At 38.2% G+C, this 12997-nt stretch carries 8 protein-coding genes, 1 tRNA gene and 1 pseudogene; 1 reads left to right on the top strand and 9 read right to left on the bottom strand.

Annotation, left to right across the window (positions count from 1 at the left end):
- The first annotated feature begins 97 nt into the window (after positions 1–97).
- Positions 98–4270 (top strand): hybrid sensor histidine kinase/response regulator, encoded by a 4173-nt coding sequence (locus H4J66_RS13845; RefSeq protein WP_182175598.1) that lies wholly within the window; start codon positions 98–100, stop codon positions 4268–4270.
- 583 nt (positions 4271–4853) lie between these two features.
- Here H4J66_RS13845 and H4J66_RS13840 read toward each other — a convergent pair.
- From H4J66_RS13840 to rlmE, 9 genes and pseudogenes are all read right to left on the bottom strand, one after another.
- A pseudogene (locus H4J66_RS13840) lies at positions 4854–5806 on the bottom strand (transposase).
- A 145-nt stretch (positions 5807–5951) separates the two neighbouring features.
- Entirely contained in the window at positions 5952–6269 is a 318-nt protein-coding gene (locus H4J66_RS13835; protein WP_182175597.1) for a VF530 family DNA-binding protein, read from the bottom strand.
- A gap of 252 nt (positions 6270–6521) precedes the next feature.
- A tRNA-Leu gene (locus H4J66_RS13830) sits at positions 6522–6606 on the bottom strand.
- Positions 6607–6618: 12 nt separating this feature from the next.
- Positions 6619–7014: a preprotein translocase subunit SecG gene (secG, locus tag H4J66_RS13825; RefSeq protein WP_182175647.1), complete on the bottom strand. Its 396-nt coding sequence runs from the start codon at positions 7012–7014 to the stop codon at positions 6619–6621.
- A 4-nt stretch (positions 7015–7018) separates the two neighbouring features.
- The gene (tpiA, locus tag H4J66_RS13820; RefSeq protein WP_182175596.1) at positions 7019–7789 is read right to left on the bottom strand and encodes a triose-phosphate isomerase; all 771 of its coding nucleotides are present in this window, start codon (positions 7787–7789) and stop codon (positions 7019–7021) included.
- 114 nt (positions 7790–7903) lie between these two features.
- The gene (glmM, locus tag H4J66_RS13815) at positions 7904–9241 is read right to left on the bottom strand and encodes a phosphoglucosamine mutase (protein WP_070373823.1); all 1338 of its coding nucleotides are present in this window, start codon (positions 9239–9241) and stop codon (positions 7904–7906) included.
- A 46-nt stretch (positions 9242–9287) separates the two neighbouring features.
- Positions 9288–10070, bottom strand: a complete 783-nt coding sequence (folP, locus tag H4J66_RS13810; RefSeq protein ID WP_182175646.1) for a dihydropteroate synthase — start codon at positions 10068–10070, stop codon at positions 9288–9290.
- 181 nt (positions 10071–10251) lie between these two features.
- A complete protein-coding gene (gene ftsH, locus H4J66_RS13805; protein ID WP_070373824.1) occupies positions 10252–12213 on the bottom strand; it encodes an ATP-dependent zinc metalloprotease FtsH in 1962 nt (653 codons plus the stop codon).
- Between the two features lie 131 nt (positions 12214–12344).
- On the bottom strand, positions 12345–12971 hold the full coding sequence (gene rlmE / locus H4J66_RS13800) for a 23S rRNA (uridine(2552)-2'-O)-methyltransferase RlmE (protein WP_182175595.1): 627 nt from the start codon (positions 12969–12971) through the stop codon (positions 12345–12347).
- Between the last annotated feature and the right edge of the window lie 26 nt (positions 12972–12997).

Below are 12997 nucleotides of genomic sequence, written 5' to 3'. Positions count from 1 at the left end.
AATTAGGTTTATCCGCCTTTAGCAATGTTATAACCTATTAAATAAGATCTTTTGTACTTTTTGTTGACCTTACTTGGATTTGATAATCTAAATATTTATGAAATATAATTTATCGCTTGTTAATCACGTTATCTACTTTGTTATGCTATTTATTGGAACGATTGCTCCAGCATATGGTAATGAGTCGCCTTCAAAGCTCATAAATGAATACTCGGTTAAAATGCTGACCGAGGAAGATGGCTTTATTTCTTCTGAGATATATTCAATTATTCAGGATAACCAAGGGTTACTTTGGTTTGGTACCGCTGAAAATGGCGTTATGCGCTATGATGGTCGAAAAATAACCCTATTTGAATTTGATAGTATGAGTTCAAACGGTTTATCGCATAATGATGCTGGAAACCTGATGTTGGACCACGCTGGAAATATATGGATTGGCACTTGGGGAGGAGGCGCTAGCCTATATGAACCAAAAACAGGAAGCTTTAGTAATTTCATTCATGATCCGCTTCGCCTTGCTTCTATTTCATCTAATCGAATTCAATCCTTGTTTCATGACCAAGAGGACAATATTTGGTTAGGATCATATGATAAAGGGCTAAGTCGATATATAGGTAATAATAGCTTTGAGCATATTACAAAGACTGATGATTCACCATCAAGTTTATCCCATAATAGAATATGGGATATTGAAAACAACAATAGCAATAGCCTCTGGGTTGCAACTAGCTTTGGCTTAAATTTATATGACAAAACTAAGCAAACCTTTTCTCATTTTTTCCCTGCTCCAGAAAATAAAACACCAACAGGCGCAAATGAAATACGCAGTATTTTAAAAACGTCAAAAGACAAGCTTTATTTAGGTACTCAACAAGGTCCATTCTCCTTCGATAAAGAAAATGGTCTTTTTACACGATTAAAAACACTTGATAATCAATATTTAGATCAAGTGAATTCTATGATAGAAGACCAAGAGGGCTACATCTGGTTTGTTACCAGCAAAGGCTTGTTTCGACAATCAAACACCGGCCCTCAAATTGAACAACTTGACCTTGGCAATAACAAGGGTCTAAGAATAATTTTCGAAGATAGCTCTAGAACCATCTGGGTCACTAGCGAGACTCACGGCATATATAAGTTAGTACCACATCGTAAATTTAAATCGATTAATAGCCCTGAACTGACCGCGCCAAATGGAATAATCACAGATGCTAGTGGTGATCTTGTCATTGTATCTTCGTCATCGCAGTTATATAAGTGGCAGGTATCATCACAAAAACTAACCACATTATCAGCACCGATCTTTAGTGATAAGAATGGCTATGGCGCTAATAGACTATTAGAAAATCCCATTATATTTCTTGATGGTAATAATAGTTTATGGGTTGCACAAGATGAAGGTTTAGCTAAATTCAACTTAGACACTCAACATGTTGAGTTATTAACCTACCCTAAAACAGATCCAAACCATAAAGAGTTCAGAGAGTTACGAGCCCTTAACATGGACCAATATGGGTACCTTTGGATTGGTACTTATAAAAATGGTGTCTATCGTTATAACCCATCGACTAAAACCTTTACTCATTTAAATGAATCTATGGGATTATCTCATCCCGAAGTTTTAAAAATATTTAAAGATAGTGAACAAAATATGTGGGTTGGAACCGGTAACGGTGTAAATCTTTGGCAAGCAGACGAACAAAAATTCATTTCATTTCAAAATAATAAAAAAAAATCTGATAGTTTATTAGGAAATATCGTACAGGATATCCATCAAAGTAGAAATGGCAAAGTTTGGATTGCAACACAAGAAGGACTCAACTTATATCTTCCAGAAAAAAAAGCCTTTAAACATTTTGGTAAAAGAAATGGATTACCTACTTCTTTAATCCGTGCAATTGCTGATGATATAAGTGGTCATTTATGGCTAACGACCAATAAGGGGATCTCAAGATTAGACCCTTTATCAGGAAAAGTGACTAATTTTGACAGCTATAATGGCTTATTAGGAATGAATTATTATCCTAATAGCCTAGTAAAAGGTGCAAATGAGACATTTTTTACCAGTAGCCAACGCGGCATCGAGTATTTTAGCGCTTTAGATATAGAAACAACCAATGACAAATTCAACCTGGTTTTAACCGGCTTTAATAAAATGGGTCAGCCAATAAAACTTGATAAACCTTATTCTTATGTCACTGATATTGAACTGACCTATCATGACTACTTTTTCTCTTTTGAGTTCTCTGTTTTAGATTTTATTTCACCTAACAAAAACAAATATGCTTATAAACTTGAAGGCTATGATGATAATTGGATTGAAGTGGGTAATAGAAATATTGCTTCATTTACTAATTTAGATGGAGGTACATATAAACTGCTTGTCAAAGCGACAAGCAACAGTGGAGAGTGGGGGAAGAAATTACTGTCGATTAACTTGTATATATCACCACCTCCTTGGAAAACCTGGTGGGCATATAGTTTATATGTATTATTAACCTTATTTGTTGTATTTATTACCATTTATTTAAGAACACGTTTGCAGCAGACAGAAATAGACAGACAAAAGCAATTTGTGTTAACACTTGAAGAGCAAGTAACTGAGAAAACAGCTTCGCTAAAGACACAGGCTAAGGATTTAATTGCAGCATTAAAAAAATCTGAAGAGGCAACACAACTTAAATCAGAATTTTTAGCTAATATGAGTCACGAAATAAGAACACCAATGAACGGGATTTTAGGCATGCTGGGTTTACTCATTGATAGTGACCTAACAAAAGAACAAGCCCAAAACGTAGGCATAGCAGATACCAGTGCCCACGCTTTATTGGCACTTATTAATGATATTCTTGATCTTTCAAAGATTGAAGCGGGTAAAATAGAACTTGAGTATATAGATTTTAATTTACGTAATTTAGTGGGAGAGCTTGCCGAATCTATTTCACTTGCCGCGCAAAGAAAAGGCGTTGAAATAATACTCGATTTAACGGGTATTCCCTGCTCTTTCATTAAATCAGATCCAGGACGAATACGACAAATTCTCACCAATATTTTAAGTAATGCCATAAAATTTACCGAGCAAGGTCAGATAATAATTAAAGCTAAACTCGAACCTGCCCAAAAAGATCATCACTTTATATTTAGTTGTGAAATTGAAGATACCGGCATAGGTATTCCAGCAGAAAAAATATTTTTACTGTTTGGCTCGTTTAGCCAAATTGACGCTTCCACAACCAGAAAATATGGCGGGACCGGGTTAGGATTAAGTATAACAAAAAAACTATGTAAGCTACTCAATGGTGATGTAACGGTATCCAGTAATATAGGCCATGGCAGCTGTTTTAAAGTATCATGTCTAGTACAAGAAAGTGAATTGTCGACCTGCGTAGTGCCACCGATAGAAGGCCTAAGGTTAAATATTTTAATTGTCGATGATAATAAAACTAGCCGTGAGGTGTTGCGCAGGCAATTAGAGTGCTGGGGGATAAACGTCACTGAAGCTGAAAGTGCTAAAGAAGCTTTATTTCTTTGCGATGAATGTTTTTATTCATCAAATTCAATGATATTTGATCTAGCATTAGTGGACATGGAAATGCCATCAATGAATGGAGAAGCATTAGCTAAAATAATTCGAGCGAATAAAAGCTATGACCCAATGGCACTAGTGATGATGACGTCAATCGATGAAAAGCACGACGCTAAATACTTTGCAGACATGGGTAGTAGTGCCTATTTTCCAAAACCAGCAACAACCCGCAATTTATTTAATGCTTTAGCGGTTATTAAAAATACTACTGATACATTAATAGCGGCGCATAACAATATCGACCTAGCAGCAATAAAAAAGCCTAATATTGGTGAAATGGAAGGTCACTGGCCTAGAGAAATGCATGTGCTTCTTGTTGAAGATAACCAGGTAAACCAAATGGTAGCGCTAGCTGTCTTAAAAAAAATCGGCTTAACCACAGATTTAGCGACTAATGGTGTTGACGCCTTAAATAGATTAAAAGAAGCGACTGTTATTAAACCCTATACGGTTGTGATAATGGATTGCCAAATGCCAGAAATGGACGGTTATGAAGCAACAAGGAGAATAAGAGCAGGTGATGCTGGAGGAGAAAACACCGCAATACCTATCATTGCAATGACAGCTAATGCGATGCAAGGTGACAAAGAAAAATGTATAGAAGCGGGTATGGATGATTATTTAACCAAACCAATCGAGCCAATGTTGGTGCTTGAAAAATTAAAGTTATGGCGACATAAATAAAGATATTGTCGGGTTTAAGTAGTTATTGTCTTTATAATCTCGTTATTTAACATATGGGTACGAACTCGGCCCTCGCCTTTACTACCTTAAAAGAAGTCGCTAATAAACTATTACCGGTATCAACTTTAGACGACCTTTCAACAGACTTTACTAAGGCTCAAACCATTCTTGCAAGTACCATCCTATTTATATTGTCAGCTATTTTAAAATATGGCTGACGTTAGCATATATACTCTATGGCGCTAACACACCAAAGTGCAATAATCTTAAAAGAACGTTGTCAAAACCATATAATATTAATCTTCAGGTATATTTACTTAAGCAGACACTCAATTTAATTCAAATTTAACAACATCACATCGATATTTCAATATACTGTCAGTCGTTATCATTAAAAAGGGCTTTTGATAAGATACTATGGGGTTAAAACTCATTTTCAGTCAATTAACAACCTAAAATACTCAGTTATGAGCAAGTATCATCCTCCAAGACAGACTGGTTAAATTTATAAAATTTTTGAATGAGTGTCGTTAATTTAGTTAATTTAAGCAAAGAGTTTATTGCTATGACTTAAGTTTTATCATCACTTTAACTGTTGATGTTCGCAGTAAACACTTAAGGCATCTTCGTGGCCAACCGCACCATGAAACTGCTTGCTAAATTGGGTGGTAATGATTAACCAGTTTTTGGCTGATGTATTTAATCGACTGAGTATATTGGGCTGGCCGTCTTCTATGAAACCGTTTTTATCTTCTCTGATACAACGTCCGGTTAACTCAATTAATTGTAGGTAATCGGTAAGCTCAAATGCTAGGCCCTTAACCATTTTTTTTCCTGGGTGACCAACAAAAGGGAGTAGTGCATTGGGTTGTTGACTTTTTTTGCCTGCTCGCAGCGTAGCTTGATGCTGGTGTGCGTTGAGCTTTCGGGCGTTTTGGCTATATTGGCTATATTGGCTATATTGGCTATATTGGGATTTAAATCAACATAGGCCATACAAGCAAAAAGCGCTGCTTCATCTAATAAAGCTTGAGATTTAAATCGTCCTTCCCAAAATCGACCGGTACAGTTGTCTTCTTGATTAGCAGATCTAGCAATACCTTCATTAATATAGCCCATGAACCAACTGACTTTCATCAGCCTCTTTCAATAGACCTCAGACGTTGCTTTAACGATATCCAGTAACGGTTTTGCTAATTCTTGACCACGACAGTACTGCTGTGTGAGTAATGTGCCTTTGTGTAAGCGGTGCCAACGCTCAAGCACTTCACTCATGCTCCATTGCTTTGCTTTTTCCTCATCAATAAATAGCACAACATGATAATGATTACTCATTACGGCATAGGCACAGACGTCAATCGCAAAGACGTCGATAAGAAAGTGTAACCTACCTTCCACCCAACCTCTGCGGTGTTCAAAGCTTTGTCCAGACAAGACATCTTCGCCACATAGAAAAACGCGTCGCACACAACGCGCAACACAATGATAATAAGGGGTGTCTACTAAACTGATTTGCTGTTTCCTTGGCGTAGCCATAATTCACATGTAATTATGTCGCTTAGTTATATCAGTGAAGTGCATCGGTAAGGATTATCAATGTAGGCCGAGTGTCCTGTTAAAATAGTTAAGACTGAGTATCCTGTTAAAATATAATATCTTAGAGTCGCATAAGTCTTTTTTTCTATGTTGGCCAAACGAAAGGAGCGGGCTTGGTTGAAGCCTTTTCTGCTACTGCTGTATTTTGGGCGAGTATCCCCCTTATTAATTTCCCCGTTTCTTTATGCTTACTACAAAATGTTTTTAAATATAAAATTTCAACTCTACTGCGTGCCCAAGGGGTTGTACGCAGAAATTTCAAACTTGATTTAAGGCGCGGTTTATTGGTAAAACAACGAATATTAAGTAACTCACCCATTTTATCCCAACCAATTTTTTTCTCTAGTTCGGTTAAGATCTGTTCAAGTTTAACGCCGTGGAGTGGATCATTACTTATATTCATAGTCTGCTTAAATTTAAAAATAGCATTGTAACAAGTTTACTAAATATTGACAGACTTATGCGTTTAACTCAGGTAAAAGTACAGAAAGAACTTTAAGGAAAAGTTAATATTCTCAGAGGGCTGATAACAGACAACAGACATAGATATTATTCTCAACCTAAGTCACCACCCCTTCAAATTAACGCGTCTAGTAATTCAGTAATTTAACGCAATAAAAAAGGCTTACATTACTGTAAGCCTCTTCTATAGTATTGGTGCAGATGGAGAGACTCGAACTCTCACGACCTAAGTCACCACCCCCTCAAGGTGGCGCGTCTACCAATTCCGCCACATCTGCATTTTTAAAACTTTACTTTGGAATGTCGTTATCATTCGCTTTTTTAGTCGCTGCAGGAATATCGCTATTCCCTGATGACTGACCTGGCTCTACACTCTCGCTAGGGATTGATTCATCACCTGGTATAGTTCGCTCTACAGGAGTGTTTAAGTTGTTCCACTCATCGGTAGATTTAATTCTATTTGCCGTTAAGTTACCTAACACTAAGCTGATAACAAAGAACGCAATAGCTAACCATGTAGTCGCTTTAGTTAAAAAATTACCTGAGCCACTTGAACCGAATATTGTTGCTGAAGAGCCGGCACCAAAAGATGCGCCCATATCTGCGCCTTTACCTTGTTGGATTAAAACTAAACCAATTAAACAAATTGAAACAATTAAATAAGCGATAATTAACGATTGATACAACATTTTAAGATCCTTTGGCTGACGAGCAAATTATTTTGAATTCGTCGACTTTTAAACTAGCACCACCAATAAGACCACCGTCAATATCAGTTTGTGCGAATAATTCTTCACAGTTAGCAGCATTTACGCTACCACCGTATAATAATGGCACTTTATTCGCGATAGTATCATCAGCGTTAGCTAAAAATTGACGAATAAATAAGTGTGTTGCTTGTGCCATTTCTGGAGATGCTGTTTTGCCAGTACCAATAGCCCAAACAGGCTCGTAAGCAATAACAACATCTGTAAATTTTTCTATACCTATTTCGTCAATTACTGGCTGTAATTGTGAAGCGAGTACTGTCTCTGTTTGTTCAGCAGCTCGTTCATCTTCACATTCACCAATACACAATATAGGTGTTAAACCAGCATCCAAAGTAGCTTTAACTTTATGAGCAACTTGTGTACTTGTTTCTTTGTAAATGCATCTTCGTTCAGAATGCCCTACAATAACATAATTTACAGAAACTTCCTTGAGCATATCTGTGGATATTTCACCAGTATATGCTCCACTTTGATGCTCGCTTACATTTTGCGCACCTAAATGGATGTTTGCTTGTAAATTTTCACTTTTAGCACTTATTCTAAATGCTGATAGAAAAGGAGCAGGAGGACAAACAACAACGTCGACATTTTCAGCTAGCTTGACACTATTTAATCCTGAAATCATTTCTTTTATCAGCGACAAACTTCCATTCATTTTCCAGTTTGCAGCTACTATTGCTTGTCTTTTCATTTATCTTTCCTAATTAAAGCGGCGAGATATTAACTAACCTACGAACAAGATACAAGTGTTTAACTTAATATCTTGTTCATTTGCTTATTATTCAACCGTCTGACGTCTATTTTGTTAGCAAGCGGCTTTGACAGCATCAGCAATGATATTTGCTAGCTCGGTAACTTCTGTTAATTCTGGTCCTTCAACCATAACCCGTATTAAAGGCTCAGTACCTGATTTACGTAATAACACGCGACCACGCCCTGAAAGTTGTTCATTGACCGTATGTACAGCAGCGACGACATTCTGAGCCGTTAACGGGTCATTGTCACCTGTAAACCTAACATTAACTAACACTTGTGGTAATTTAGTCATCCCTTGGCGGAGTTCGTGCAAGGTTTTATCACCACTGCAAACAGCAGTTAATACATTTAACGCGGCGATAATACCATCACCCGTAGAGGTGTTTTTTAAATTAATCACATGGCCAGAATTTTCAGCGCCCAACTGCCAACCTTTTTTGTTGAGCATTTCGGTAACATATCGATCGCCTACTTTGCTGCGAGCAAAAGGTATACCCATATCCGCAAGCGCAATTTCAAGGCCCATATTACTCATCAGTGTGCCAACAACACCACCACTAATAACGCCACTTTGTAAATCGTTTGAAGCTATAACGTAGACACACTCATCACCGTCAAGTACATAACCAGTGTGGTCAACCATCATCAAGCGGTCGCCATCACCATCTAGTGCAATACCTAAATCAGCCTGATGTTCAACAACAGCCTTACTGATAGCGTCCATTGATGTTGCACCACATTGGTCGTTAATATTGGTACCATTTGGCGACGTACCGATTTCAATCACTTGTGCACCTAATTCACGAAACACGTTAGGTGCGATGTGGTAAGTTGCACCGTGCGCGCAATCAACAACAATTTTATAATCTTTTAAAGAATATTGGCTAGGAAAATTACTTTTACAAAACTCAATATAGCGCCCAGCAGCGTCTTCAATTCGCGTTGCTTTACCTAATTTAGCCGATTCAACACAGCCCATTTCTTTATCTAATTGTGCTTCAATAGCCAGTTCGACATCATCGGGTAACTTCTCACCATTTTGTGAGAAAAACTTAATGCCGTTGTCATAAAATGGATTATGTGATGCACTAATAACGATACCCGCTTCAGCGCGAAAAGTTTTAGTAAGGTAAGCAATCCCTGGCGTCGGCATGGGTCCCAATAAGCCAATATCGATTCCCGCAGCAGAAAAACCAGCTTCTAGGGCTGACTCAAGCATGTAGCCTGAAATTCGGGTATCTTTACCGATAAGTACTTTTTTCGTGCCTTGGGCAGCTAGTACGCGGCCAGCGGCATAACCTAATTTCATCACAAACTCAGCAGTGATTGGGTATTGTCCTACTAGGCCTCTTATGCCATCGGTTCCAAAATATCTTCTTTCTGACATTTTATTTGTCCTTTATATTTACTTTTTTAGTATATTTAATGTTGAGTTATCTATTTATGGTGGTAGCTTCTAAAACCTTTAAAGCATCGACTGTTTCTTTTACATCGTGAACACGAATAATTCTTGCCCCTTGCTGAGCGGCTATAATAGCTGTTGCTAAGCTACCCGCTAGGCGTTCATTAATCTCTCGATTAAGAAGATTACCGATCATCGACTTTCTCGACAGTCCTGCCAATATCGGCAAATCTAGGCATTGAAATTTAGCCATATTCGCCAATAAACTATAATTTTGTTCTAACGATTTACCAAAACCAAAGCCAGGGTCTAAAATAAGACGAGAACGATTAATACCCGCTTGTGTACAGGCTAAAATTCTTTCCTGAAAGAAAATGGTAATGTCGTCTATTAAATTAACGTAGTGAGGATTGTGCTGCATGGTTCGAGGTAAACCTTGCATATGCATTAAACAAATACCAACACCTTGGTCTTGTGCTAATACCGTTAAGCAACCTTCATTTTGCAGAGCTCGAACATCATTGATGATACCTGCCCCATAAGTGATGCCCTCAGACATCACCGCGGCTTTACTGGTATCAATAGAGACAATGATATTAAAACGTGCATTAATGGCTTTTAATACGGGAATAACACGCGCTAACTCATCTTTAACAGAAACTTCTTTTGCGCCTGGACGGGTTGATTCGCCCCCGATATCAATAATGGTGGCGCCATCGGCTATCATTTGTTCGGCTTGTCTTAATGCAGAGTCAATACGAGAGAATTGTCCGCCATCAGAAAATGAGTCTGGGGTTACATTTAAAATCCCCATCACCTGCGGGGTTTCAATATTAAGGAAATGTGTACCACAAGGTAGATTTTTCAACAAAACTTATGCTCTTTGTGATTATTCTGTATAGAAATTTATTTTATAAAAAACAATTTACTGTCAACAAAGTAAATTAGCTTTTATAAAATAAAGCCTCGTTAATCGAGGCTATATTTAAAGGCTATTAATCAGCAGAGGCGTCACTAGGTTTATCTAGATCTGGCGCTACTTCTTTTTTCTCAGCTTTATCTTCTTTAGTATCAGAAGAGGCGTTGTCATCAGCTTTAGGTGGCTTCTTTGAATCAGAGTGATTATCCCACTCAGCCATTGGCGGACGAACTTCTCTGCGTTCCATCAAGTCATCGATTTGTCTAGCATCGATAGTTTCGTAATGCATTAACGCATCTTTCATTGTCTCTAAAATATCACGGTTCTCGTTCAATATTTTTTCTGCACGTTGATAGTTACGGTCAACAAATGCTTTGATTTCAATATCAATCGCTTGTGCAGTTTCGTCAGACATGTTCAACGATTTAGATGATGAACGACCTAAAAACACTTCACCTTCCTCTTCGGCAAATAACATTGGACCCAATTTTTGTGAAAAGCCCCACTGAGTAACCATTTTACGAGCAAGTTGAGTCGCACGTTCAATATCGTTAGATGCACCGGTAGAAACTTTCTCAAAACCGTAAATCATTTCTTCAGCAATACGACCACCGTAAAGTGACGAAATATTACTTTCTAAATGCTGTTTACTATGACTGAATCTGTCTTGTTCTGGTAAATACATAGTGACACCTAAAGCGCGGCCACGAGGAATAATACTCACCTTGTAAACGGGGTCATGATCTGGCACTAAACGCCCAACGATTGCGTGCCCTGCTTCATGATAAGCTGTCATCGCTTTTTCTTCTTCGCTCATAACCATCGAACGACGTTCAGCACCCATTAATATTTTGTCTTTCGCTTTTTCAAATTCATCCATCGATACAGTGCGGCGAGCCGAACGTGCAGCGAATAATGCGGCTTCATTAACTAAGTTAGCTAAATCTGCACCCGACATGCCCGGTGTACCACGTGCAATAACTGATGCTTTAACATCGTCACCCAAAGGTACTTTGCGCATATGCACTTTAAGAATTTGTTCGCGACCACGAATATCAGGTAGACCAACCGTTACTTGACGGTCAAAACGACCTGGACGAAGTAATGCCGGATCTAAAACATCTGGACGGTTAGTTGCGGCAATTACGATAACGCCTTCATTACCTTCAAAACCATCCATTTCAACTAACATTTGGTTAAGTGTTTGTTCACGCTCGTCGTGTCCACCACCCATACCTGCGCCACGTTGGCGACCTACCGCATCAATTTCATCGATAAAAATGATACAAGGGGCTGATTTTTTAGCTTGCTCAAACATGTCTCGCACACGAGATGCACCAACACCAACAAACATTTCAACAAAGTCAGAACCTGATATAGTGAAGAATGGTACTTTAGCTTCACCAGCAATAGCTTTTGCCAGTAAGGTTTTACCTGTACCTGGTTGTCCTACGAGTAAGACACCTGAAGGAATACGGCCACCAAGTTTCTGAAATTTAGTTGGCTCTTTTAAGTAATCAACAAGCTCAGATACTTCTTCTTTCGCTTCGTCGCAACCAGCAACATCAGCAAAAGTTGTTTTTATCTGATCTTCACTTAAAAGCTTCGCTTTAGACTTACCAAAAGACATCGCCCCTTTTCCACCACCGCCTTGCATCTGACGCATGAAGAAAATCCACACACCTATCAACAAAATCATTGGGAACCAAGAGATAAAAATAGTGGTTAAAAAGCTAGTTTCTTCTGGCAATTCACCAGAAGCATTAACACCTTGTTTAACTAAGTCGTTAATTAAATCACGATCGAAACCACCAGGAATAACAGTTACAAAGGCTTCACCACTACGTTTTGTGCCTTTGATAACACCATTACGATCAACATTTGCGTCACGAATCTGTCCTTGACGGACATCTTTAATGAAACGCGTGTAATCAACTTGTTGTTCAGTAGTGGTGCTCGGAGTGAATCCTTGGAATACCGACATTAAAACAACCGCTATTACCAACCATAAAATAAGATTTTTTGCCATATCGCTCAACTTAATGACCTCTTGTACTTTGAATGAACTTTTACTTAACCGTTAACTAGCACAGATAAACGGCTAGTTCTGAAATCAACCTAAACTTTTAAGTTGATGAGTCGTAATTTACTATAATTTAACGCTCGGAGCTATTTAAATCCGGTAGCAACCAAATATACTTCGCGTGAACGTGCACGTGACGAATCTGGTTTACGGGTTTTTACTGTTTTAAATACTCCTCTTAAATCTTGCATAAATTGCTCAAATCCCGCTCCTTGAAAGACTTTAACAACAAACGCGCCATTTTTCTTTAAGACCTGATTACACATGTCTAGTGCTAATTCAACAAGATACATACTTCTTGCGGCATCAGCACCGTCATTACCGGTAAAATTAGCTGCCATGTCAGACATAACAACATCGATATCTTTGCCACCAATACGGTTTAGTAATGCATTAAGGACCGGTTCTTCTCTGAAGTCGCCTTGTAAAAAGTCAACACCAGCAATAGGGTCCATTGCCAGGATATCACAAGCAATAATTTGCCCACCACCTCCAACGGCTTTGACCGCATATTCTGACCAACCTCCTGGTGCAGCACCTAGGTCGACCACTTTCATACCTTTTTTAATCAGCTTATCTTTAACGTTTATTTCTTCAATTTTAAAGTATGCTCTAGAACGCACACCGAGTTTCTGAGCTTTTTTTACATACTCATCATCAAAGTGTTCTTGCATCCAACGGGTACTACTATTACTTAATTTCTTTTTACTCATTAATTTAACTTAATTAATTTGTTAAT

Origin of the sequence: Colwellia sp. MB3u-55, assembly GCF_014076785.1 — a bacterium.
Lineage (GTDB): Bacteria > Pseudomonadota > Gammaproteobacteria > Enterobacterales > Alteromonadaceae > Colwellia_A.
Note: the sequence above shows the minus strand (reverse complement) of the source record. Positions and strands in the feature narration are given on the sequence as shown.